Below are 23,234 nucleotides of genomic sequence, written 5' to 3'. Positions count from 1 at the left end.
TGCGGATCAGGCGAGGCCAGGACTTCAGGCCGGGGCATGATCCTCAGGTGGGCTGCGCCGTTTCTCAAGCGCCCCGCTAAGACCAGCGATGACCAGTCCCAAGGATGCCAGCCCGGCGCCGACCAACGCCGGCGCGGCATAACCCCAGCCCCAGGAGATCACGAGACCGCCCAGGAAAGCACCGAGGGCATTGGCCATGTTCAGCGCCGAATGGTTCAGCGAGGCGGCCAGCGTCTGGGCGTTGGGGGAGGCATCCATGAGGCGGGTCTGCAACGCCGGGATCAGGCTCGATCCTGCGGCACCGAGGAGGAAAACGAGTGGAATCGCCAGGGCAGCAACGGACGAGGCCGCCCAGAAGAACACCAGGATCACGATGATCGCCGTCATGACCTGGTAGATGGTTCCCATCACGGAGTGGTCCGCCAACCGGCCGCCAATGAAGGTGCCGACGACCATACCCAGCCCGTAGAGACCGACAATCAGCGGCAGGGCGGCCGGGGCCAGGCCCGTCACTTCGGTCATGGTGGGGCTGATGTAGGAATATACGGCGAAGAATCCGCCGAAACCGACTACGCCAATCAACAGCGCCAGCCAGACCTGGATCCGTTTCAGGGCGCCGAGTTCCCGGCGGATGCCGGCCTCTGCATGCGCGGGGCTGAAGGGGACCAGACGCTGGATCATCAGTACGGTCACCGCGCCCACGATGCCCACGGCCACGAACATCAGCCGCCAGCCGTATTGCTGGCCCAGCCACGTCACCAACGGCACGCCGACGACGTTGGCCACGGAGAGCCCCAGCATGACCATGGCGACCGCCTGCGCGCGGCGGGTGGGGGAGACCAGCGAGGCGGCCAAGACGGCGGCCACGCCGAAGTAGGCGCCGTGCGGCAGGCCGGAAATGAACCGGGTGACCAGCATCGTGGCGTAGTCGGGCGCGAACACCGACGAAAGGTTCCCGAGCGTGAACAGGACCATCAGCCCCAAAACCATGTGCTTGTGCGGAAGCTTGGCTCCGAGGGCGGCGAGCAGCGGTGCACCGACCACCACGCCCAGGGCGTAGGCGGAAATCAAGTGCCCGCTCTCCGGGATGGAGACGTTCAGGCCGGCCGCCACGTTCTGCAGCAGGCCCATGATGGCAAATTCCGTGGTGCCGATGCCGAAGCCGCCCATGGCCAGCGCAACGATGGCCCACGCCGTCCGGCGGTTTTCGGTCTGACTCCGGGCGGCGGCGAGTGTGGGGGATTTCATGATCGGCTTTCGGTCGAACGGTCAAGTGGGCGCCGGCGCAAGGGTTGACGTGCCAAGCCATACGCCACGGGCGGCAGTTGCGGGCACCGGCTGTCACTGTACGGCAACGCGACCGCGCGGCATCCCATTCCGGACCCGTGTGGCTGTGGGCTGCGGCATACTTCGGGCCGGGCGGTCGGCGCGACCGGCACCGTAGACTGATCCGCGTGCAACTGAGCCTGAAACAGATTGTGGGGGCAGCCATCTTCGATGCCCGCGAAGCCCCGAGCAGATTACTGGCCGCCCGGCGCTCCGCGCCAGAGGCTCTGGCCGGCCTATGGGAGTTCCCCGGCGGCAAAGTGGAGCCGGGGGAGAGCTGCGAGGACGCCCTGCGCCGCGAAATCCGCGAAGAACTGGGGGTCGGCATAGAGCTGGGAACCGAAGTCTCCGGTCCGCTCCCGCAGGGGTGGCCGCTGAATGAAGCGGCGGCCATGCGGGTATGGTGTGCCTACATCACCGACGGGCTGCCGAGGCCGCTGCAAGACCACGACGAATTGCGCTGGGTCCGGCTGGAGGCGGCAGAAGCCGCGGCCTTGCCTTGGATCCCCGCCGATTTCCCGATCCTCGAAGCTGTGCTCACCGCTGCAGGCGACACCGCCAACCGTCCCGCCTGACGGCTCCCGCCGGACCCCCTGCGGGCCAAACATTGCGGGCACTCAGAACAAGGTTGCCTGTCCCGCTGCGGCCGGCACGCCGGCCGGCGCCGCCGGGCGATCCGCCGGTGGCCGAACCGCTACGTCGCGCAGCCGGGCTGTGTTTTCCAAACCGTGCCGGCGCTTGGCTTCCCCGACCCGGGCGGCCAGCCAACGTCGATAATCCTTGGCGGCATACGTGCCGCCGTCGTAGAGGCGGCGGTACCTGCCGACCAGTTGCGGGTATTCCTTGGCAAGCCACTGCAGGTACCATTCCCTGGCGCCGGGACGCAGGTGCAGCGCTCCCGCCGTCATGCTGGTGGCCCCGGCGGCAGCCACGGCCGCGCAGAGCTCGTCGAGCGCGTCCTCCGAGTCCGTCAGCCAGGGCAGGATCGGCATGGCCATCACCGAACAGGGCAGGCCGGCGTCGCTCAGCTTGGCGATCAGCTCCAGCCGGGCCCGCGGGGCCGGTGTTCCCGGCTCCACGCGGCGCGCCAATCCGGCATCGGTCATGGCGAGCGAAATCCCCATGCCGACGTCAACGTCCCTGGCCGCCTCGCGCAGCAGCGGCAGGTCACGGGCCAGCAAGGTGCCCTTGGTCAAGATCGAAAACGGCGTTCCTGACCCGGCCAGGGCCTTGATGATTTCCGGCATCAGCTTGTAGCGCCCCTCGGCCCGCTGGTAGGGATCGGTGTTGGTGCCCATGGCCACGTGTTCGCGCTTCCAGGACGGCCTGGCAAGCTCGCGGCGGAGGACCTCGCCCACGTTCACCTTGACGACCAACTGGCTGTCAAAATCAAGCCCGGTGTCCAAGTCAAGGTAGCTGTGCGTCTTGCGGGCGAAGCAATACACGCAGGCATGGCTGCAGCCACGGTAGGGGTTGATGGTCCATTCGAACGGCATCCGCGACCCTGCGCCCACCCGGTTCAGCGCAGACTTGGCCATGACCTCATGGAACGTAATGCCGGCGAAACCGGGGGTCTGGATGCTCCGGACCAGTCCGGACAACGGAAGCAGGGCGCCGGGTTCCGCTTGCTGGGAGGACCACCTCATGCTTTAAGTAGAACACATCTTCGAACTGGGCGACAGGGCCCGAGGGAGTGCGGCAGGAAATCCAGCCGAGGCCCGGGGGCCGGAAGGAAACTCAGCCCGCCGCCCGTTCGGGCCGCGAAGCGCGCCGTCCCGGTCCCCGCCGCACCGGCCGCTCGGCGTAGCCGCCCGACTGCAGCCCGGCCAACCGCTCGAAGATGTTCCGGGACGCCGGGTCGCCGGTCCGCCACCACGACCACGCAACGGCGCAAGCGTACAACGGCAGGAACGGCAGGCCGAGGCACCAAGCATATTGGCTGCTGTGGCGGGACTCGTGGCCCAACAGCACCGGATTGCCGGCCAGCCCGGCCGCGGCGTCGCGGAACAGCACCACGTTGCCCACGGTAAAGGCAGCGGCCTTCGGCAGCCCGGGCCGGAAGCCGTGCGCCAGGATCAGGCCGTGCGGGCCAGGGTGCAGGCTGCAGCGGACCGCGGCGGCGATGGCCAGCCCCACCAGGGTGGAGCCGTTGAGCATGTTCCAAGCGGCACGCAGCTTCTCGGACGGCGTCATGGGCTTATCGTAGGCGTTTCGGGTCGGTGCCTGCCCGTGAACTAGACTGGACTGGTTGCCCGTGCGCGGGCAGAAACCCTTTAACCTAATCCGAGGTCCCCACAGCACATGTCTGACGTGACACCCCCAGCCCAGGAGCCGCCCGTGCCGAGCCCCCTCGACGAAGCCGCGGTTGCCGCCGCCGTCGAGCAGGCAGTGATGGCTTTTAAGGCTGCCTCCGACCTGGACGGGCTCAAGACTGCCCGGCTCGCCCACACCGGCGAGAAATCCCCGCTCAGCCTGGCCAACCGCGAAATCGGCAAGCTGGCCAAAGAGGACAAAGCGGCCGCCGGCAAGATCGTGGGTCCGGCCCGCGGGCGCATTAACCAGGCGCTGGCCGCCCGCACCGCCGAACTGGAAGCCGAACGGGAGGCGCAGATCCTCGTCGAGGAGGCCGTGGACGTTACCGCGGCTCCGCGCCGCCGCCGTCCCGGTGCCCGGCACCCGCTCTCCACGCTGCAGGAACGGGTCAGCGACATCTTCGTTGGCATGGGCTGGGAGGTCGCCGAGGGGCCCGAGGTGGAATCCGAGTGGTTCAACTTCGACGCCTTGAACTTCAAGCCGGACCACCCCGCACGGGAGATGCAGGACACCTTCTTCGTGGAGCCACCGGAAGCCCATCTGGTGCTGCGGACCCACACATCGCCGGTGCAGGTCCGCTCCATGCTGGAACGGGACCTGCCCGTGTACGTGCTGTGCCCGGGCCGGACATTCCGCACCGATGAGCTGGACGCGACACATACGCCTGTTTTCCACCAGTTTGAAGGCCTGGCCGTGGACAAGGGGCTCACGATGGCCGACTTGCGCGGCACGTTGGAGCACTTCTCGCGCCAGATGTTCGGTGCCGAGGCCAAGATCCGCCTGCGCCCGGCCTACTTCCCGTTCACCGAGCCCTCCGCCGAGATGGACGTTTGGCACCCGGGTGCCAAGGGCGGCCCCCGCTGGATCGAGTGGGGCGGCTGCGGCATGGTCAACCCCAATGTGCTGCGCGCTGCCGGCATCGATCCGGAGGTCTACTCCGGTTTCGCCTTCGGCATGGGGATCGAACGCACCCTCATGTTCCGCAATGACGTCCCGGACATGCACGACATGATCGAAGGCGACATCCGCTTCAGCCAGCACTTCGGGATGGAGATCTAGAACTATGCGTATTCCCCTTTCCTGGCTGCGCGAGTACGCGCAGGTTCCCGCAGACGCCACCGCCGAGGACGTCATGGCCGACCTCGTCAAGGTCGGGCTCGAAGAAGAGGACGTCCACCGTCCGTCCGATTCGATCTCCGGGCCGATCGTGGTGGGCCAGGTCCTCGACCTGGTCAAGGAGCCGCAGTCAAACGGCAAGACCATCAACTGGTGCCACGTCCGTGTAGCGCCCGAAGGCGCCGGACAGCCGCTCGCCGGCGACGGCATCGACCCGTCCGGCGTGCAGGGCATCGTCTGCGGGGCCCACAATTTCGAGGTTGGCGACAAGGTCGTGGTGACGCTGCCCGGCGCCGTGCTGCCGGGGGATTTCCGGATCACTCCGCGCAAAACCTACGGGCACACTTCCGCCGGCATGATCGCCTCCGCCCGGGAACTCGGCATCGGCGACGACCACGACGGCATCATCGTGCTCTCCAGGCTGGGCCTCGACCCCGAAATCGGCACCGACGCGATGGAACTGCTCGGCCTGACCGACGAGGCGGCCGAGATCAACGTGACGCCGGACCGCGGCTACTGCTTCTCCATTCGTGGCGTGGCCCGCGAATACGCGCTCGCCACCGGCACCGAATTCATCGATCCGGCCAGCCGGGTCGATGTCGCCGAAGCAACCGGCGAGGGCCACCCCGTCCGGCTCGTAGACCAGGCTCCGGTCTACGGCAAGCCCGGCTGCGACCGCTTCGTGGCGCGCACGGTCCGCGGCGTCGACCCGTCGCGGCCTACGCCCCAGTGGATGGCCTCCCGGCTGCGCCTGGCCGGCATGCGCTCCATCTCGCTGGTCGTGGACATCTCCAACTACGTGATGCTGGAACTGGGCCAGCCGCTGCATTTCTACGATGCGGACAAGCTTCAGGGCCCCATCGTGGTGCGCCGGGCCAATCCGGGCGAGACCCTGGTGACCCTGGACGGCAAGGAGCGCCGGCTCTCCACCGAGGACCTGCTGATCACCGATGACCGCGGCGCCATCGGCCTGGCCGGCGTGATGGGCGGTGCCGAAACCGAGGTCGGGGACGGAACCGCCAATGTGCTGATTGAGTCCGCCCACTTCGACGACGTCTCCATGGGCCGCACCCGCCGCCGGCACAAGCTGCCGTCGGAGGCCTCCCGGCGCAACGAGCGCGGAGTGGACTGGGAAATCGCGGATGAGGCAGCTCAGCGTGCCGTGGACCTGCTGGTCGAACTCGCCGGCGGCACCGCCGACACCACCGCCACGGATGCCGGGGCGCGTCCGGCGCCGGTCGAGATCGACCTGCCCGACGGGTTCGCCTCCCGCCTCATCGGCTTCGAGTACACCGCGGGGCAGATTGAATCCGCCCTCACCGGCGTCGGCGCTTCCATCGAAGCGTACGACGGCGGCCTGCGCGTCACGGCGCCCAGCTGGCGTCCCGACCTGGCCATCAAGGAGGACCTGGTCGAGGAAATCGCCCGGCTGGTGGGCTACGACCGTATTCCGGCCACCCTGCCGGTGGCACCGCCCGGCCGTGGCCTGACCCGTGGCCAGCAGCAGCGCCGCCGCGTGCTGCAGTCGCTGGCCGACGCCGGCCTGACCGAGGTGCTCAGCTACCCGTTCGTTTCCACCGGGCAGAACGAAACCTTCGGAACTCCCGAGGCCGGGTCCGGGGTCGCCGCCGTCAAGCTGGCGAATCCGATCTCCGCCGAATTCGGGTACTTGCGCACCAGCCTGCTGCCGGGCCTGCTGGAGACCGCACGCCGTAACCATTCCCGCGGCTTCCGCGACCTGGCGTTGTACGAAGGCGGCCTGGTGTTCCTGCCCGGCGACAAGACCGGGTCCTCGATCCTGCCTCCGCTGGGCGCCAAGCCATCGGACGAGGTGCTCGAGGAACTGCAGGCCGGGATCCCTGACCAGCCCTGGCACGTGGCCGCGGTCCTGATCGGGCACGAGGCGGCACCGGGCGCAGGGTTCACACCCCGCCACTGGGAATGGTCGGACGCTCTGGACGCCGCACTGGCTGTCGGCGACGTCCTCGGCGTTGAACTGGTCGTCGCCCAGGGACAGCACCAGGCCTTCCACCCGGGCCGCACCGCGCAGTTGTCGCTGCGCACCGGCGAGGTGGTCGGCTACGCCGGCGAGCTGCATCCGAAGCTGCTCCAGGATTGGGACCTGCCGGCGCGCACCGCCGTCATGGAACTGGACGGGGAGGCGCTGTTTGAGGCCGCCGCGGACGTGATCGTGGCCAAGCACCTGTCCACCTACCCCGTGTCCACCCAGGACGTAGCGCTGGTCGTCGATTCGTCGATCCCGGCCGAGGCGGTCCGCGAGGCGCTGCGGGAAGGCGCCGGCGAACTGCTGGAAGATGTAGCCCTGTTCGACGTTTATTCGGGCACCGGGATCGAGCACGGAAAGAAATCGCTGGCGTTCGGGCTGAGGTTCCGGGCGGATGACCGCACGCTGACCGCCGACGAGGCCTCCGCGGCACGGGCGCAGGCCGTGGAACTGGCCGCAGCCCGCTGCGGTGCCGTTCAGCGGTAACCGGTTACTGCCATGAATGACGACGGCGGGGCCCACCGACGCAGGTGGGCCCCGCCGTCGTGGGGGAAAGGGAAAAGGAACGCATGAAGGCCCAGGTGATACTGCAGTTGGTGCAGCTGCAAAACGGGTTCCCGGCCGCCAGCGAGCCGGACCGGCGTCCCAGCATCCGCGCGCGCACCCGTGAAGCCGTCCGCCTGCTGGCGGCGCAGGAACTGAACGTCGACGCCGACCGGATGCGGCTCGCCTTCGACTGCCGCCAATGCCCGCGGGGCAATGATGGCCGGCATGGCCAGCCGCAGCTGCTGCTGGACGGTGCTCCGGCGCCCGCCCGCCTGAGCTACGCCCGCTCGGGCCGCTGGCTGCTGGCCGCGCTGTCCTTCCGGCCCGTGCTGCTCGGAGTCGACATCGAAGACGCCTGGGCGGACGCTTTCCGGCCGGAGGACAACATCGATGCCGTCATGCTCACCGAATCGGAGCGGACCCTGGTGGAACGGGCAGCCGACCCCCGCCTGCTGCGGGCCCGGCTGTGGACCAGGAAAGAGGCCGTGCTGAAGTCGACCGGCCATGGCCTGCGGCTCTCACCGGATACGATCGGCGTCGCCGGTGCCGACGGTGAACCCGAGCTGTCCGGCTGGCCCGGGGAAGCAGGGGACCGTCCCGGGCTGCAACTGCTGGACCTCACGCTGGCGGATGCCGGCGGGGACGTGCCCCCCGGTCTCGCCGCGGCGCTGGCGGTGGGCGGGTCGGCCGACCCGAAAATCACCTACCGGGAAACCGTGGCAGTCCACGGCTGAACGGCCAGGGCGGCAGCCGCTCGGCCCGTCCTCCCGCCCGCCGCGGTATCCGCACACCCACCAGCGCCGGGAACGCCCGCGCAGCCGACGAGCCGCGGGCGTTGCCGGCACCTGGGGGCTACGGGGCCAGCAGCAGCTTGCCTGTGGTGCGGCGGGCCTGCAGGTCCTCGTGTGCCTGCGCTGCTTCGGCGAGGGAATATGTTCGGCCGATCCGGATGTCCAGGCGGCCGGACAGGACGGCGTCGAACAATTCGCTGGAACGCCAGCGCCGTTCCTGTGGCGTCAGCAGATGGTCGGCCAGCTTGGGGCGGGTGACGAACAGCGATCCGGCGTGGTTGAGCCGCTGCAGGTCGAACGGCGGCACCTGGCCCGACGCGCCGCCGAACAGCACGAGCATGCCGCGGGTACGCAGGCTGGCCATTGAACCGTCGAAGGTGTCCTTGCCGACACCGTCGTAGACCACGTCCACGCCCGTCCCGGCGGTCAGTTGGTGCACCTTCCGGGCAAAATCGTCGTAGCGGAGGACTTCATCCGCCCCCGCGCTGCGGGCCAGTTCTTCCTTCTCGTCGGTGGAAACCGTGGTGATCACCCGGGCGCCCTTGGCTTTGAGCAACTGTGTCAGGATCAGGCCTACGCCGCCGGCACCCGCATGGGTGAGCACCGTCTGGCCGGGCTGGACCCTGAAGCTGGAGTTGATGAGGTAATGCGCCGTCATGCCCTGCAGCGGGATGGCGGCCGCAACATCGTCGGCGACGCCCTCCGGCACCGGGAGCGCGGCCTCTGCGGAGACCACGGTGTACTCCGCGTAGGTGCGGTCGCCTTCGGCGAAGGCGACGCGGTCGCCGGGGGCGAAGCCGTCGACGCCGGCGCCGACGGCTTCGACCGTGCCGGCCGCTTCGGAGCCGGGTGTGTAGGGGAATGGGACGTTGTAGACGCCGCTGCGCTCATAGGTCTCGACGAAGTTCACACCTGCCGCGGCCACTTTCACCAGCAGCTGGCCCGGGCCAGGCTGCGGCGTGTCGACCTCGCGCAGTTGCAGTACTTCCGGACCGCCGGGAGCGGCGGCCACGATTGCCTTGGCCATGTAGGGTCTCCTTAAACGTGCTCGGGGCTGTCGGTGCCGGCAGGAATCGGCCACGGCGGGCCGGCCGGCTCTGAAACCATCGTAGGCGCTGCCGTGCCGCGTCCCGCTAGCCCGCTCCGTCGGCGCCGCTCCTGCATAAATATCCTGTCTGCTGCATAATTTTGCTGTATGCTGGATGCCATGACAATCAAGGTTGCAGTCTCCGGTGCCAGCGGTTACGCGGGCGGCGAGGTCCTCCGCCTGCTGGCGAACCATCCCGAGGTCTCCATCGGAGCCATTACCGCGCACAGCAATGCCGGCTCGCGGTTGGGGGAACTGCAGCCGCACCTGCATTCGCTGGCGGACAAAATCCTGGTCGACACAACCGCCGCGAACCTGGCCGGGCACGACGTGGTGTTCCTGGCGCTGCCGCACGGTGCCAGCGCGGACATCGCCGCCGCGCTGCCGGCAGACACGCTGGTGGTGGATGCCGGCGCGGACCACCGGCTGGTCGACCCGGTGTCCTGGGAGAAGTTCTACGGCACCGCCCACGCCGGCAGTTGGCCCTATGGCCTTCCCGAACTTCCCGGCCACCGGGAGAAGCTGCGGGGCGCCCGCCGGATCGCCGTCCCGGGCTGCTATCCGACCAGTTCGCTGCTGGCGCTGACTCCGGGCTTTGCGGCCGGGCTGCTGGAGCCCGGCGACGTGGTGATTGTCGCTGCCTCCGGCACCTCCGGGGCCGGCAAGTCCGCCAAGGTGCACCTGATCGGTTCGGAAGTCATGGGCGGCATGAGCCCGTACGGGGTTGGCGGAGGCCACCGGCACACTCCGGAAATCGAGCAGGGGCTCTCGGCCGCCGCCGGCGAGGCGGTCACGATCTCGTTCACCCCGACCCTCGCGCCGATGAGCCGCGGCATCCTGACCACGGCCACCGCCCGCGTCAAGCCCGGTACGGATGCCCAGGCATTGCGGAGCGCCTGGGAATCCGCCTACGCGGACGAGCCCTTTGTGCACCTGCTGCCCGAGGGCCAGTGGCCGAATACCAAGTCAGTGCAGGGCAGCAACCACGCCGTGCTGCAGTTGGCCTTCGACGAGCACGCGGGCCGCGCCGTCGTCACCTGCGCCATCGACAACCTCACCAAGGGAACCGGCGGCGGCGCCATCCAGTCCATGAACATCGCCCTCGGCCTCGACGAGACCGCCGGCCTGACCCACCAGGGGATTGCACCGTGAGCGTTACCGCACCCAAGGGATTCCGCGCCGCCGGTGCCACCGCCGGCCTGAAAGCCTCCGGCAAGCCCGATGTCGCCCTGGTGGTCAACGACGGACCGCAGCGCGCGGCGGCGGCCGTCTTCACGTCCAACCGCGTGGCGGCCGCACCGGTGCACTGGTCACGGCAGGTCGTCGGCGATGGCCGGGCGGACGCGGTCGTGCTCAACTCCGGCGGCGCCAACGCCTGCACCGGGGCCGAGGGCTTCCAGAACACCCATGCCACCGCCGAGAAAACGGCAGACCTGCTCGGAATTTCATCGGGCGACGTGGTGGTGTGCTCCACCGGGCTGATCGGCGAGCAGCTGCCGATGGACAAGCTGCTGCCGGGAGTCGAAGCGGCGGCAGCGGCCTTGTCCGACGACGGCGGCGCCGACGCGGCCGAAGCCATCATGACCACCGATTCCGTGTCCAAGCAGGCCCTGTTCACCGGCGGCGGGTACAGCATCGGCGGCATGGCCAAGGGCGCCGGCATGCTGGCCCCGGGCCTGGCCACCATGCTGGTGGTCATGACCACGGATGCCGAACTGGCGCCGCCGGCGCTCCAGGCGGCGCTGCGCGAGGCCACGCGGTTGACCTTCGACCGGACCGATTCCGACGGCTGCATGTCCACCAACGACACCGTGGTGCTGCTGGCTTCGGGCGCCTCCGGGACACTTCCCGCACTGGAAGACTTCACGGCTGCGCTGACCGGCGTCTGCGCGGATCTGGCCCGGCAGCTGATCACCGATGCCGAGGGCGCCAGCCACGACATCGCGGTCACGACCATAAACGCGGCTTCCGAGCGGGATGCGGAAACCGTGAGCCGCGCCGTGGCCCGCTCCAATTTGTTCAAGACCGCCATTTTCGGCAAGGATCCGAACTGGGGCCGCGTGCTGTCCGCGGTGGGCACGACCGACGCCGCCTTCGAGCCGGACCAGCTCAACGTTAGCATGAACGGCGTGCAGGTCTGCCGAAACGGCGGTGTGGGCGAACCGCGCGACCTGGTGGACCTGAACGGCCGCGACGTGGCCGTGGTGATCGACTTGAACGCCGGCAGCGAAACCGCAACCATCTGGACCAATGACCTCACGCACGAGTACGTGCATGAGAACTCCGCCTACTCCAGCTGAGGACCGACGATGAACACAATGCTGATGGCCCAGGACAAGGCGGCCACGCTGATCGAGGCCCTGCCGTGGATCCAGCGGTTCGCCGGAACCACCATGGTGATCAAGTACGGCGGCAACGCCATGGTCAACGACGAACTGCGGCAGGCGTTCGCCGAAGACATCGTCTTCCTCCACCACGCCGGCATCAAGCCGGTGGTCGTCCACGGCGGCGGCCCGCAAATCAACGCCATGCTCTCCCGGCTGGGCATCGAGTCAGAGTTCAAGGGCGGCTTGCGGGTCACCACGCCCGAAGCCATGGACGTGGTGCGCATGGTGCTCACCGGACAGGTCGGCCGGGAACTGGTGGGCCTGATCAATTCGCACGGGCCGTACGCCGTGGGCCTCTCCGGTGAAGACGGCGGGCTGCTGCAGGCAGTGCGCACCGGCACCGTGGTGGACGGCGAAGACGTCGACCTGGGCCTGGTCGGCGAAGTGGTGGGCGTCAATCCGTCCGCCATCCTGGATTTGCTCGACGCCGGGCGCATCCCGGTGATCTCCACCGTGGCACCGGAAATCGGCGGCGACGGCGAAGGCACCAACCAAGTGCTCAACGTCAACGCCGATACCGCGGCCGCTGCTGTCGCGGACGCTTTGCACGCCTCGCGGCTGGTCATCCTCACCGACGTCGAGGGGTTGTACGCCAACTGGCCGGACAAGTCCTCCTTGATTTCTTCGCTGACGGCGGGGGAGCTGCGCGAGCTGCTGCCGCGGCTGCAGTCCGGCATGATTCCCAAGATGGAAGCCTGTTTGAAGGCGGTCGACGGGGGAGTGGAGCGGGCCGCCGTCGTCGATGGCAGGATGCCGCACTCGATCCTGCTGGAAATCTTTACCGCAGCCGGCATCGGCACCCAGGTCGTTCCGGACGGAGACGCAGCATGAACACCACACATACCGTTTCCCCGGCTGCCGGCCTCGCCGGGCTGGAAGGACTGGAAGGCCTGGACAATGAGCAGCTGTTGGAGAAGTACCGCCAGTCGCTGATGGGGGTCTTCGGAACCCCGCAGCGCGTCCTGGTCCGTGGCAAGGGCTGCACCGTCTGGGACGCGGACGGCGGGGAATACCTCGACCTGCTCGGCGGAATTGCCGTGAACGCCCTGGGCCATGCGGACGAGTTCCTGACCGGGGTCGTGGCCGCCCAGCTGTCCACCCTCGGCCATGTCTCGAACTTCTTCACCAGCCCGGCACAGATTGCGCTGGCGGAGCGGTTGCTGCAGCTCGCCGCCGCTCCGGCCGGTTCCAAGGTGTTCTTTGCCAACTCCGGCACCGAAGCCAACGAAGCGGCGTTCAAGCTGGCCCGGCGCAACTCCAGTCCCACCCGGACCAAAATCCTTGCCCTCGAGGGGGCGTTCCACGGCCGGACCATGGGGGCCCTGGCGCTGACGGCCAAGCAGTCCTACCGCGAACCGTTCGAACCGCTGCCCGGCGGTGTGGTCCACCTGCCCTTCGGTGACGAGGACGCCCTCCGCGCCGCCGTCGACGAGTCCGTGGCCGCCGTGGTGCTGGAACCAATCCAGGGGGAGGTGGGCGTCCGGCCGCTGCCCCAGGGCTATCTGAAGGCGGCCCGCGAACTTACCGAGGCCGCGGGCGCGCTGCTGATCCTGGACGAGGTGCAGACCGGCGTCGGCCGCACCGGCAACTGGTTCGCGTTCCAGGGCGCAGTGGCCGGCGGCGAGCAGATCCTCCCGGACGCCATCACCCTGGCCAAGGGCCTGGGCAGCGGGCTGCCGGTCGGCGCGTTGATCACCTTCGGCGCAGCAACCTCGCAGCTCCTGACGGCGGGCCAGCACGGCACCACGTTCGGCGGCAACCCGGTGGCGACGGCGGCCGGCCTGGCGACGCTGCACGCCATCGAGTCGCGCGGGCTGCTGGCTCATGTGACCGGGCTCGGGGAGCGGCTGCGCGCGGACCTGGCCGGCACGGAACACGTCGTCGAGGTCCGCGGCGAGGGCCTGCTGATCGGCATCGACCTGGATGCCGACATCGCCGCCGCCGCGGTGGCTGCCGCGCTGGAGGCCGGCTTCATCATCAACAACCCCGGTCCGCGCACGCTGCGGCTGGCTCCGCCGCTGATCCTGACCGCCGAAGAGGCCGCCCGGTTCACCGCCGCGCTGCCGGACATCCTGACCACCGCGGCTGCCCGGGCCGCCGCAACCAGCAAGGACGCAACATGACCCGCCACTTCCTGAAGGACACCGACCTCAGCCCGGCCGAGCAGGCGGAAGTGCTGCAGCTGGCCGCTGAGATGAAGCAGTTTCCCTACCGCTACCAGCCGTACGCCGGAGACGGGGCCGGCCGTCAGACCGTTGCCGTGATCTTCGACAAGACCTCCACGCGCACCCGGGTGTCCTTCGCCGCCGGGATCGCGGACCTGGGCGGCGTGCCGCTGGTCATCAACCCCGGCGAATCACAGCTGGGACACAAAGAGTCCGTCTCCGACACCATCAAGGTAATGGAACGAATGGTCTCTACGGTGGTCTGGCGGACCTACGCCCATGCCGGGCTGGAGGAGATGGCGGCGATCTCCCGTGTGCCGGTCATCAACTCGCTTTCCGACGACTATCACCCCTGCCAGCTGCTGGCTGACCTGCTGACGGTCCAGGAACACAAAGGCAAGCTGGCCGGCCTCACCATGGCCTACCTGGGCGATGCCGCCAACAACATGGCCAACTCGTACCTGCTCGCGGGCGCGACGGCGGGGATGCACGTGCGGATCGCCGGACCCGCCGGACACCTCCCGGACGCATCGGTCGTGGCCGAAGCCGAAGCACGCGCCGCCGAAACCGGCGGATCGGTACAGATCACTACGGATCCCGCGCAGGCGCTGGCGGAGGCCGACGTCGTCGCCACGGACACGTGGGTCTCGATGGGGCAGGAAGACGAGAAGGCGGAGCGGCAGGAACTGTTCAAGGATTACGCCGTGGACCGGGCGGCCCTGAAACTGGCGGCTGACGACGCCGTCGTGCTCCACTGCCTCCCCGCCTACCGGGGCTACGAGATCGCCGCCGAGGTGATCGACGGCCCCCAGTCGGTGGTGTGGGACGAGGCGGAGAACCGGCTGCACGCCCAGAAGGCGCTCATGGCATGGCTGATGGACAAGTCGTCGCTGGCTCCCCTGGCCGGGAGCTGACGGCGATGAACACGATGCCGGCCACCAAGACCGCCCGCCAGGCCAAGATCACCGCGATCCTCACCGGCGAGTCGGTGCGCTCGCAGGCGGAACTGGCCGCACGGCTGGCGGACGAGGGGGTCCAGGTCACCCAGGCCACGCTCTCGCGGGACCTGGTGGAACTGGGCGCGGTACGGGTGCGCGGCCAGGACGGCGGGCTGATCTATGCGGTGCCCAGCGAGGGCGGGGAGCGCGCACCGCAGAGCGGCGTGACCCAGGAGATCCTGGACGCCCGGCTGGCCCGGCTCTGTGCCGACCTGCTGGTCACCGCCGAGGCCTCCGCAAACCTGGTGGTCCTGCGGACACCGCCGGGGGCCGCCAACTTCCTGGCGCTGGCCATCGATCACTCGGTCATGCCGTCGGTTCTGGGCACGATCGCGGGCGACGACACCGTCCTGCTGGTGACACGGGACCCGGCCGGCGGAGCGGCGCTCGCCGCGCGGTTCCTGCAGTTTGCCGACGAATCCTCGCGCAACGCCTGACCCAATAACCTAGTCGCAGCAGCAACTGCGGCAGCCGGCGCGGAAGCCGGCGCAACCAGCCATCTCCGCGGCCGGCACGGCAGGGTGCGGAACCGTCACCAGGGCAACCTGGCGGAAAGGGAAGACATAACGTGACGCAGGAACCGAAGAGCACGGGGGCAGGGCACACCAACGAGGGCGCCCTGTGGGGCGGCCGCTTCGCCGGTGGCCCGGCCGATGCCCTGGCCGCGCTGAGCAAGTCCACGCATTTCGACTGGCGCCTGGCACAGTACGACATCGCAGGTTCCCGCGCCCACGCCAGGGTGCTGCACAAGGCCGGATTGTTGGACGACGCCGAACTGCAAGGCATGCTCGCAGCCCTGGACCAGCTCGACGACGACGTGCGGTCGGGCGCGTATGTGGCGGCCGAGTCGGACGAAGACGTGCACGGCTCCCTCGAGCGCGGGCTGATCGAACGGGCGGGCGCGCAGCTGGGCGGCAAGCTTCGTGCCGGGCGGTCCCGCAACGACCAGATTGCCACCTTGGGCCGCATGTACCTGCGCGACCATGCGCGGATCATTGCGGGGGGCGTGCTGGCAACCATTGACGCGCTGCTCAGCCAGGCCCGCCGGCATCCGGATGTCGCCATGCCCGGCCGCACGCACCTCCAGCACGCGCAGCCGGTGCTGCTGTCCCATCATTTGCTGGCCCACGCCTGGGCGCTGCTGCGGGACGTCCAGCGGCTGGCGGACTGGGACAAGCGGGCGGCCGTCTCTCCCTACGGCTCCGGGGCCCTGGCCGGTTCCTCGCTCGGCCTGGACCCCAACGCCGTCGCGGCGGACCTCGGCTTTGAATCCGCGGCCTGGAACTCGATCGACGGGACTGCCTCGCGGGACGTCTTTGCCGAATTCAGCTGGGTGGCAGCCATGATCGGCGTGGACCTGTCCCGGATATCGGAAGAAGTCATCCTGTGGGCCACCAAGGAATTCTCCTTCGTGACCCTGGACGACGCCTACTCCACGGGCTCCTCGATCATGCCGCAGAAGAAGAACCCGGACGTCGCGGAATTGGCCCGCGGAAAGGCCGGCCGGCTGATCGGCGACCTGACCGGGCTCTTGGCCACCCTCAAGGGCCTGCCGCTGGCCTACAACCGTGATCTGCAGGAAGACAAGGAACCGGTCTTTGACGCGGCCGACACCCTGGAGCTACTGCTGCCCGCGGTCGCCGGCATGATCGAAACCCTGGGCTTCAATACCGAGCGGCTGGAAGCGCTGGCCCCGCAGGGTTTCGCGCTGGCCACCGACATCGCCGAATGGCTGGTCCGGCAAGGCATTCCGTTCCGGGAGGCACACGAACTTTCCGGCGCCGCCGTCAAACAGGCCGAAAGCCGCGGAGTGGAACTCTGGGACCTGACGGACGAGGAATTCGCCGCCATCTCCCCGCACTTGACTCCGCAGGTGCGCGAAGTGCTCACGGTTGAAGGTTCGCTGGCCAGCCGCAGCTCGCAGGGCGGCACCGCGCCGGCCGCCGTGGCCGCCCAGATCGCGGCGCTTGAAACAGGGCTGGAAAGCGCGCGGCGCTACGCCTCCGGCGGCCGCCCCTGAACCGGCCGACGGCCGGCGCGGGGTAAGTTACCAGCCGGTAGCAAATGGTGCTGCGGTAGTTTGTGAAGCGACGGGTCAAGAGCCACTGAGCCGAGGGAGCAGGCATGTCGACGCTGAGCCAGGACGAGGAAAAGCTGGTGCCGGAGGGACGGATCGAGCGGGTTGACGGAGACTACGTCCTGGCCTTCGACCGACAGCTCGATTACCCGCGCAGCTACATCTGGAGCCTGCTGGCGGAAAAGGACAAGGTCGCCAAATGGCTGGGCACGCTTGACGCCGACTGGCAGCTGGGCCATACCTACGAGCTGGATCTGGGCGGTGGCGTCACCAGCGGCACGGTCTTGCAGCTGAATCCGCCGCTCAGCCTGCAGATCAGCTGGGAGGACGAGCTGGGGCAGGAGGCGGTCATCGAATGGCGGGTGCTGGAGAGCGACGGCGGGACCCTGCTGCAGTTCCGATCCCGCGCCGAGGGGCCGGACTTCCTCACCGAAGGCAGCGCGGGCTGGCAAACAATCCTGGACGCGCTCGGCGCTGTCGCGGCCGGGCGGCCGCCGGATCTGGAGCCCGACCGATGGACGCGGCTGCGGGAAGCCTATTCCCGCCAGTACCAGCTATCGCATTCGATGGGCACCGCCGAAAGGGATTCGGGACGCACCAGCCTGCGCTTCGATCGGTTGCTTGATGCCGCCCAAACCCAGGTCTGGGCGGCCCTGACGGAGCCGGATCTGCTCGGCAGGTGGCTGGGTCCCGGTCGCGTGGAGCTGCAGGTTGGCGGTGCCGTCGAATTCAACCTGCCGGAACGCACGGTTAACGGGGACGTGGAGTATGTGCTCGCCGACAGCCGGCTCGACTACACCTGGACGGCTCCGGAGGGCACCGGGACCGTGCACTGGATGCTGGAACCGGCCGACGGCAAGACCCGTTTGCTGCTGGTGCACAACGTTGGGCGGGAGATTTCGCCGGAAAGCCTGATGGCCCGCTGGCATGCGCGGCTGGATGCCCTCGCCACGGTGCTTGCCGGCGGTCATGTGCATGATTCGGCCCACCGGCTCGAAGCCTTAACCCGCTTCTACCAGCGGGCGCAGCCAGCCTAGTGGACGCAGCCTTACTTCACTGGCTCGGCCGGTCCGCCGTGGATGTTGCTCCGGGGCTGCTCGGCGCCCGGCTGACACACACCACGTCCGAGGGAACGGTAGCCGTGCGGCTTACCGAGGTAGAGGCCTACATGGGCGAGCACGACCCGGGATCGCATGGCTTCCGCGGTCCGACGAACCGCAACAAGGCGATGTTCGGCCCGCCCGGCCACATCTATGTCTACTTCACCTACGGCATGCACCATTGCGTGAATATCGTGTGCGGCCATGAGGGCCAGGCCACCGGTGCCTTGCTCCGCGCCGGTGAGATCACGCAAGGCCTTGACCTTGCCAGAAGCCGGCGCGCCTCGGCCAAGAACGACGCGGAATTGGCACGGGGGCCGGCCCGGCTGGCCACTGCGCTGGGGCTTACGTTGGAGGACAACGGCCGGGCCTTCACCGAGGGGGAACTGGAACTGGCACGACCGGCGGTCCGGGCATCCCATCAGCATGTGCGGACCGGGCCGCGGGTGGGCGTCAGCGGCGAGGGCGGCACCGCCGCCTACCCGTGGCGTTTCTGGCTCGAAGGGGACCCGACGGTCTCGCAGTACCGGGCCGCGAAGCCGCGGCGGCGCGCCGGCAGCGGGTAGGGTAGACGGGTGAATGAACGCCCCCGCGAATCAGTTGAAGCCATGGTCAACCGTCTTTCGGAAACGGTTCGGGACTATCCGAAGCCAGGGATCATCTTCCGGGACCTGACTCCTGTATTTGCCGACGGCGAGGCGCTGCACGCCTTGGTGCACGCCTTGATCGACCCGTTCGAGGGCCAGTTCGACGCCGTCGCCGGCGTCGAGGCGCGCGGATTCCTGCTGTCGGCCGCGGCCGCGTACGCCTCCGGCACAGGGGTCATCACCGTGCGCAAGAAAGGCAAACTGCCGCGCAGGACGATCTCGGAAGATTATGCACTGGAGTACGGCACGGCCACGCTCGAAATCCATGCCGACGAACTGGTGCCGGGTTCGCGCGTGCTGATTCTGGACGATGTGCTGGCCACCGGCGGGACCCTCGGTGCGGCCTGCCGTCTTTTCGAACGGGCCGGAGTGCAAGTTGCCGGATTCGGCGTGGTCCTCGAACTCTCGGCCCTGCGGGGCAGGTCTGCCCTGACCGGGCACCGCATCCGCTCGTTGGTGCGTGAATAGCCACCCCCTTATGCGCCCTTGGCGAAAGGGCCCGCGCCCGCCCGCCCAGGGCCGTCCTGGCGGAAGAAAATTTACCGCGCCGGTAGTAGAATGGACGGTCTGCCTTTTGGGGAGGGAAAACACGTATGCCTGAATCGCCTTCGGCCCATGCCGAGCTTGAAATTGAGCGCGCCTACGTGGCCGGGCTGTACCGCCGGCTGGAAGAATTGCGCGCCGAAAAACAGGAACAGTTGGCCCGCGTCCGCAGCAGCGGTGCGGTGGGAAGCATGCAGAACATTTCCGAGCGTGACGCGTTCGCGACGATGTACGAGGACCGGCTGGCGCAGCTGAACGCCGTGGATGACCGGTTGGTGTTCGGCCGACTCGATCTGGACGACGGCGACCGTCGCTACATCGGACGAATCGGACTCAGCACAGCAGATCTGCAGCAGTTGATGGTCGACTGGCGGGCGCCGGAAGCCGGGGCGTTCTACCAGGCGACGGCCTTTGAACGGCTGGGTGTTCGACGGCGCCGCCATCTGATTTTACAGGGGCACCAGGTCAAGGGCATCGAAGACGACGTGCTGGATTCGACCATGCTCGCCGAGGGCGGCACCCTGCAGGGCGAAGGCGCCCTGTTGGCGGCGCTGAATTCGAAGCGGACCGGTGCCATGTCCGACATTGTCGGCACCATTCAGGCCGAACAGGACCGCATCATCAGGGCCCCGATGTCGGGGATCCTCGTGGTTCAGGGCGGTCCCGGAACGGGCAAGACCGCCGTCGCCCTGCACCGGGCGGCGTACCTGCTGTATTCGCACCGCGAACGGCTGAAGTCCGCCGGCGTGCTGCTGGTGGGACCGTCGAACTCTTTCATGAAGTACATCGAGCGTGTGCTTCCCTCGCTGGGCGAGACCGGCGTGGTTATGTCCACCCTGGGCGGCCTCATGCCCGGGATCCGGGCCGTGTCCGAGAGCAACCCCGCCGTGGCCGAGATCAAGGGCCGCCTGGCCATGGCCGACGTCGTCGCCAACGCAGTAGCCAACCGCCAGAGACTCCCGGCGGAACCGCGCAAGCTCAACGTCGAAGGGACCATGCTGACCCTGACACCGCGCCAAGTGGCACGGGCACGCGACCGGGCACGGGCGACCGGCAAACCACACAACGCCGCCCGGGTCACGTTCGTGAAGATCCTGCTGCGCGAACTGGCGGACCAGTTGGGTGAGGCACTGGAGAAATCGTCCGGACCGGGCAACAACGCCGACCGCGCCTACCTTGTCGAAGACGTGCGCACTTCACGCGATGTGAGGGTGGCACTGAACCTGGCGTGGATGCCGCTGACTCCGGAAAAGCTCATCGGAGAACTGCTCAGCAAGCCGGCCCACCTCGCGGCAGCCGCCCCCGACCTGACGGAAGCCGAACGCAATCTGCTGCTGCGCCCCGCGGACGCGCCGTGGACGGAAGCCGACGTGCCGCTGCTCGATGAAGCCGCGGAGCTGCTTGGCGACATGGACGCCTCGGGCGGGCGTGACAAGGCCCAGCGGGATGCGGAGCGGGCCCGCGACGTCGCCAATGCCGAACAGTCGCTGCGGAACGTCGACCAGATGCTGCGTGACATCGGGATCGACGGCGTGGTCAGCGCCGAGGACCTGGCCGGTTACAACCAGGCGCAGCAGACCCGCTTCACGGCTGCCGAACGGGCCGCCGTCGACCGCACCTGGGCCTTCGGCCACATCGTGGTTGACGAGGCGCAGGAGTTGTCGGCCATGCAGTGGCGACTGCTGATGCGCCGCTGTCCGCTCAAGTCGTTCACCGTCGTCGGCGATATCGCCCAGACGAGTTCGGCTGCCGGCGCGGAATCGTGGCAACAGGCACTCGAGCCGTTCGCCGGCGACCGTTGGCAGCTTGAAGAACTGACGGTGAACTACCGCACGCCTTCCCAGATTGCGCAGGCGGCCGTCCGGATGGCCAACGCTGCGGGCCTGGTCGTGTCGGCCCCGAAGGCGGTGCGGGACGGCCGCTGGTCACCGGTAGTGGACCGGGTGCCGGAGGGCCGCATGGTCGAACGGCTTCTGGAGGTCATGCCCGAGGAGCTTGCTGCTGCCGACGGCGGTCTGTTGGCTGTCATTGCCTCCGACCACCGCCTGCCGGAGGTCCGGGATGCGCTGACCGCAGCCTACGGGGCACGCGTGGGCGGGGGTGCCGGTGGGATGGAACAGGACATCAGCGTGCTCGGTCCGCAGGAGGCGAAAGGCCTGGAGTTCGATTCCGTCGTAGTGCTTGAGCCGGCCGAGCTTTTGCACCGTGTCGGCGGCCGCGTCGGGGATCTCTATGTCGCCATGACCCGTCCGACCCAGCGGCTCCGGCTGCTGGCCGAAGGCGACGTCCCCGAGGGCATTGAAGGCTGATAATTTGGTAACCGTGACTAATACGTTTCTCGCTTCCCAACGCAACGACCCTGGTTTTGCCAACGTTTGGCAGGAACTGAAGTGGCGCGGCCTTATCCATGTTTCGACCGACGAAGCCGAACTGGAGAAGCTGCTGGCGGGGGACCCGATCACGTACTACTGCGGCTTCGACCCCACCGCTCCAAGCCTCCACCTGGGCAATCTGGTCCAGCTGCTGACCATGCGGCGGCTGCAGCTGGCGGGGCACAAGCCGCTGGGCCTTGTTGGCGGTTCCACCGGGCTGGTCGGCGATCCTCGGCCCACCGCCGAGCGCACCATGAACACCAAGGAAACCGTCGCCGAGTGGGTGGACCGCCTGAAGGGACAGGTGCAGCGTTTCCTGGACTTCGACGGTGCGAACCCCGCGCGCATGGTCAACAATCTGGACTGGACAGCCCCGATGAGTGTGCTGGACTTCCTGCGCGACATCGGAAAGCACTTCCGCGTCGGGACGATGGTCAAGAAGGACATCGTCGCGTCCCGGTTGAACTCAGAGGAGGGGATCAGCTACGCGGAATTCAGCTACCAGATCCTGCAGGGCATGGACTACCTGGAGCTGTACCGGCAGTACGGCTGCATCCTGCAGACCGGCGGGTCGGATCAGTGGGGAAACCTCACCAGCGGTATCGAGCTGATCCGCAAGGTGGAAGGCCAGTCCGTTCACGCCATCGGCACGCCGCTGATCACGAACTCGGACGGAACCAAGTTCGGCAAGAGCGAGGGCAATGCCATCTGGCTGGATGCTGACATGTGCAGCCCGTACGCCATGTACCAGTTCTGGCTCAATACGGCCGACGCGGACGTCGTCCAGCGGCTCAAGGTCTTTACCTTTCGCTCCCGCGAAGAAATCGAAGAGCTTGAGCGCGCCGTGGCCGAACGGCCGCATGCCCGCGAGGCACAGCGTGCCTTGGCCTATGACGTGACATCGATTGTGCACGGCCCCGCAGCCACCGACAAGGTTATCGCCGCTTCTTCGGCCCTGTTCGGGCAGGGCGACCTGGCCGAGCTGGACGAAGCGACTCTTATCGCTGCCACTGCCGAGCTGCCCAGCGCAGTCACCGGTGCCGATACCACCGGCATCATCGACCTGTTGGTCCGGTCGGGTCTGGCCGCCAGCAATTCCGCGGCGCGACGGACCGTCGCCGAGGGCGGCGCCTATGTCAATAACCAAAAAATTACCGATCCGGACGCCGCGGTCGGGAGTGAACAGCTCCTGCACGGCAAATACCTGTTGATGCGCCGCGGGAAGCGAACGCTCGCCATGGTCGAAGTGTCTGCCTGATTTCGCCGGCGTTCGAAACGTCAGCCCCGGCCACGTCGAAGGGCCCGCAGTCTCCCGTGTTAAAGGGAGGCCGCGGGCCCTTCGGCATCAGTGGCGGGTGTCACCCACCGGCGATTTGCGGGCCGCGCCGGTGCCGTGTAATGTTTTCTGAGTCGCCGCCGCTGGTTGTGAAACAGCCGGCAGGAAACGCGGCAAGCCCCTTCGATAAAATGACAGCGACTGTCATGCGCCCGAGTGCGCAGGCAAATTAGCTGGTTTTTTGTGATGGGTTCGTGCCTTTTCTTTAGGTAAATGAAGCGGAAACGCGGATTTGACAGAAAGAAAAGGGATGGAATAAAGTAGAAACATCGCAACGAAGAAAAACAAAGAGAATCTCGGAAGAAATTCTTTCTGAAAAGTATTCGTTTGCTCCTGTTGTTTGAGAACTCAATAGTGTGCCAAGTTTGTTGATACCAATTTTTTATTGGTTGAAAGTGCCGTGGCGTGCCGCCCCTGTGGTGTGT

At 67.9% G+C, this 23,234-nt stretch carries 20 protein-coding genes; 16 read left to right on the top strand and 4 right to left on the bottom strand.

Annotated elements, in window-relative coordinates; genetic code table 11:
- Positions 1–24: 24 nt before the first annotated feature.
- Positions 25–1,248, bottom strand: coding sequence for an MFS transporter (locus tag AC5RVS_RS09020; protein WP_494107893.1), 1,224 nt, complete (start codon positions 1,246–1,248; stop codon positions 25–27).
- A 212-nt stretch (positions 1,249–1,460) separates the two neighbouring features.
- Here AC5RVS_RS09020 and AC5RVS_RS09015 point away from each other — a divergent pair, with 212 nt between their 5' ends.
- Complete coding sequence (locus tag AC5RVS_RS09015) at positions 1,461–1,901, top strand: (deoxy)nucleoside triphosphate pyrophosphohydrolase (RefSeq protein WP_494108382.1); 441 nt, start codon at positions 1,461–1,463, stop codon at positions 1,899–1,901.
- Positions 1,902–1,943: 42 nt separating this feature from the next.
- Here AC5RVS_RS09015 and AC5RVS_RS09010 read toward each other — a convergent pair whose 3' ends face one another.
- Together AC5RVS_RS09010 and AC5RVS_RS09005 are read right to left on the bottom strand one after the other, a co-directional pair.
- On the bottom strand, positions 1,944–2,972 hold the full coding sequence (locus tag AC5RVS_RS09010) for an Rv2578c family radical SAM protein (protein ID WP_494107892.1): 1,029 nt from the start codon (positions 2,970–2,972) through the stop codon (positions 1,944–1,946).
- Between the two features lie 91 nt (positions 2,973–3,063).
- Positions 3,064–3,519, bottom strand: a complete 456-nt coding sequence (locus AC5RVS_RS09005) for a hypothetical protein (RefSeq protein ID WP_494107891.1) — start codon at positions 3,517–3,519, stop codon at positions 3,064–3,066.
- A gap of 108 nt (positions 3,520–3,627) precedes the next feature.
- On the opposite strand from AC5RVS_RS09005, the gene pheS reads away from it, so the two are divergent.
- The 3 genes from pheS (at position 3,628) to AC5RVS_RS08990 (ending at position 8,040) form a co-directional block, all read left to right on the top strand.
- Positions 3,628–4,698 carry a phenylalanine--tRNA ligase subunit alpha gene (pheS, locus tag AC5RVS_RS09000; RefSeq protein WP_494107890.1) on the top strand — a complete coding sequence of 357 codons (1,071 nt, stop codon included), beginning with the start codon at positions 3,628–3,630 and terminating at the stop codon, positions 4,696–4,698.
- A gap of 4 nt (positions 4,699–4,702) precedes the next feature.
- Positions 4,703–7,246 carry a phenylalanine--tRNA ligase subunit beta gene (gene pheT / locus AC5RVS_RS08995; RefSeq protein ID WP_494107889.1) on the top strand — a complete coding sequence of 848 codons (2,544 nt, stop codon included), beginning with the start codon at positions 4,703–4,705 and terminating at the stop codon, positions 7,244–7,246.
- An 83-nt stretch (positions 7,247–7,329) separates the two neighbouring features.
- Positions 7,330–8,040, top strand: coding sequence for a 4'-phosphopantetheinyl transferase family protein (locus AC5RVS_RS08990; protein WP_493988214.1), 711 nt, complete (start codon positions 7,330–7,332; stop codon positions 8,038–8,040).
- A 118-nt stretch (positions 8,041–8,158) separates the two neighbouring features.
- Here AC5RVS_RS08990 and AC5RVS_RS08985 read toward each other — a convergent pair whose 3' ends face one another.
- The gene (locus AC5RVS_RS08985; protein WP_494107888.1) at positions 8,159–9,124 is read right to left on the bottom strand and encodes a quinone oxidoreductase family protein; all 966 of its coding nucleotides are present in this window, start codon (positions 9,122–9,124) and stop codon (positions 8,159–8,161) included.
- Positions 9,125–9,304: 180 nt separating this feature from the next.
- On the opposite strand from AC5RVS_RS08985, the gene argC reads away from it, so the two are divergent.
- The 12 genes from argC to tyrS all read left to right on the top strand — a co-directional run bounded on the left by argC (position 9,305) and on the right by tyrS (position 22,731).
- Positions 9,305–10,336, top strand: a complete 1,032-nt coding sequence (argC, locus tag AC5RVS_RS08980) for an N-acetyl-gamma-glutamyl-phosphate reductase (protein ID WP_493988216.1) — start codon at positions 9,305–9,307, stop codon at positions 10,334–10,336.
- A complete protein-coding gene (argJ, locus tag AC5RVS_RS08975; protein ID WP_494107887.1) occupies positions 10,333–11,484 on the top strand; it encodes a bifunctional glutamate N-acetyltransferase/amino-acid acetyltransferase ArgJ in 1,152 nt (383 codons plus the stop codon). Before argC ends, argJ begins: the two co-directional genes overlap by 4 nt.
- Positions 11,485–11,493: 9 nt before the next feature.
- Positions 11,494–12,402 carry an acetylglutamate kinase gene (gene argB, locus AC5RVS_RS08970; protein ID WP_493988218.1) on the top strand — a complete coding sequence of 303 codons (909 nt, stop codon included), beginning with the start codon at positions 11,494–11,496 and terminating at the stop codon, positions 12,400–12,402.
- Positions 12,399–13,694, top strand: a complete 1,296-nt coding sequence (locus AC5RVS_RS08965; protein WP_494107886.1) for an acetylornithine transaminase — start codon at positions 12,399–12,401, stop codon at positions 13,692–13,694. The genes argB and AC5RVS_RS08965 overlap by 4 nt, the downstream gene beginning before the upstream one ends.
- A complete protein-coding gene (gene argF / locus AC5RVS_RS08960) occupies positions 13,691–14,650 on the top strand; it encodes an ornithine carbamoyltransferase (RefSeq protein ID WP_494107885.1) in 960 nt (319 codons plus the stop codon). Before AC5RVS_RS08965 ends, argF begins: the two co-directional genes overlap by 4 nt.
- Positions 14,651–14,655: 5 nt before the next feature.
- A complete protein-coding gene (locus AC5RVS_RS08955) occupies positions 14,656–15,171 on the top strand; it encodes an arginine repressor (RefSeq protein WP_493988252.1) in 516 nt (171 codons plus the stop codon).
- 131 nt (positions 15,172–15,302) lie between these two features.
- Positions 15,303–16,754: an argininosuccinate lyase gene (gene argH, locus AC5RVS_RS08950; protein WP_494107884.1), complete on the top strand. Its 1,452-nt coding sequence runs from the start codon at positions 15,303–15,305 to the stop codon at positions 16,752–16,754.
- A 104-nt stretch (positions 16,755–16,858) separates the two neighbouring features.
- Complete coding sequence (locus AC5RVS_RS08945; RefSeq protein ID WP_493988222.1) at positions 16,859–17,848, top strand: SRPBCC domain-containing protein; 990 nt, start codon at positions 16,859–16,861, stop codon at positions 17,846–17,848.
- Positions 17,848–18,477, top strand: a complete 630-nt coding sequence (locus tag AC5RVS_RS08940; RefSeq protein WP_493988223.1) for a DNA-3-methyladenine glycosylase — start codon at positions 17,848–17,850, stop codon at positions 18,475–18,477. The genes AC5RVS_RS08945 and AC5RVS_RS08940 overlap by 1 nt, the downstream gene beginning before the upstream one ends.
- 42 nt (positions 18,478–18,519) lie before the next feature.
- Positions 18,520–19,026 carry an adenine phosphoribosyltransferase gene (locus tag AC5RVS_RS08935; protein WP_493977814.1) on the top strand — a complete coding sequence of 169 codons (507 nt, stop codon included), beginning with the start codon at positions 18,520–18,522 and terminating at the stop codon, positions 19,024–19,026.
- Between the two features lie 125 nt (positions 19,027–19,151).
- Positions 19,152–21,410, top strand: coding sequence for a HelD family protein (locus AC5RVS_RS08930; protein ID WP_494107883.1), 2,259 nt, complete (start codon positions 19,152–19,154; stop codon positions 21,408–21,410).
- Positions 21,411–21,423: 13 nt separating this feature from the next.
- A complete protein-coding gene (gene tyrS / locus AC5RVS_RS08925; RefSeq protein WP_493988225.1) occupies positions 21,424–22,731 on the top strand; it encodes a tyrosine--tRNA ligase in 1,308 nt (435 codons plus the stop codon).
- Positions 22,732–23,234: the final 503 nt, after the last annotated feature.

This window comes from Arthrobacter sp. Y3221048 (assembly GCF_059092685.1).
Note: the sequence above shows the minus strand (reverse complement) of the source record. Positions and strands in the feature narration are given on the sequence as shown.

Coding starts and splice junctions, on each gene's coding strand:
- argF (WP_494107885.1), top strand. CDS start 13,691: ATGACCCGCCACTTCCTGAAGGACACCGACCTCAGCCCGGCCGAGCAG.
- argB (WP_493988218.1), top strand. CDS start 11,494: ATGAACACAATGCTGATGGCCCAGGACAAGGCGGCCACGCTGATCGAG.
- AC5RVS_RS08945 (WP_493988222.1), top strand. CDS start 16,859: ATGTCGACGCTGAGCCAGGACGAGGAAAAGCTGGTGCCGGAGGGACGG.
- AC5RVS_RS08965 (WP_494107886.1), top strand. CDS start 12,399: ATGAACACCACACATACCGTTTCCCCGGCTGCCGGCCTCGCCGGGCTG.
- argC (WP_493988216.1), top strand. CDS start 9,305: ATGACAATCAAGGTTGCAGTCTCCGGTGCCAGCGGTTACGCGGGCGGC.
- AC5RVS_RS08955 (WP_493988252.1), top strand. CDS start 14,656: ATGAACACGATGCCGGCCACCAAGACCGCCCGCCAGGCCAAGATCACC.
- pheT (WP_494107889.1), top strand. CDS start 4,703: ATGCGTATTCCCCTTTCCTGGCTGCGCGAGTACGCGCAGGTTCCCGCA.
- AC5RVS_RS08935 (WP_493977814.1), top strand. CDS start 18,520: ATGGTCAACCGTCTTTCGGAAACGGTTCGGGACTATCCGAAGCCAGGG.
- AC5RVS_RS09020 (WP_494107893.1), bottom strand. CDS start 1,248: ATGAAATCCCCCACACTCGCCGCCGCCCGGAGTCAGACCGAAAACCGC.
- AC5RVS_RS09005 (WP_494107891.1), bottom strand. CDS start 3,519: ATGACGCCGTCCGAGAAGCTGCGTGCCGCTTGGAACATGCTCAACGGC.
- AC5RVS_RS09010 (WP_494107892.1), bottom strand. CDS start 2,972: ATGAGGTGGTCCTCCCAGCAAGCGGAACCCGGCGCCCTGCTTCCGTTG.
- pheS (WP_494107890.1), top strand. CDS start 3,628: ATGTCTGACGTGACACCCCCAGCCCAGGAGCCGCCCGTGCCGAGCCCC.
- AC5RVS_RS08930 (WP_494107883.1), top strand. CDS start 19,152: ATGCCTGAATCGCCTTCGGCCCATGCCGAGCTTGAAATTGAGCGCGCC.
- AC5RVS_RS08990 (WP_493988214.1), top strand. CDS start 7,330: ATGAAGGCCCAGGTGATACTGCAGTTGGTGCAGCTGCAAAACGGGTTC.
- AC5RVS_RS08985 (WP_494107888.1), bottom strand. CDS start 9,124: ATGGCCAAGGCAATCGTGGCCGCCGCTCCCGGCGGTCCGGAAGTACTG.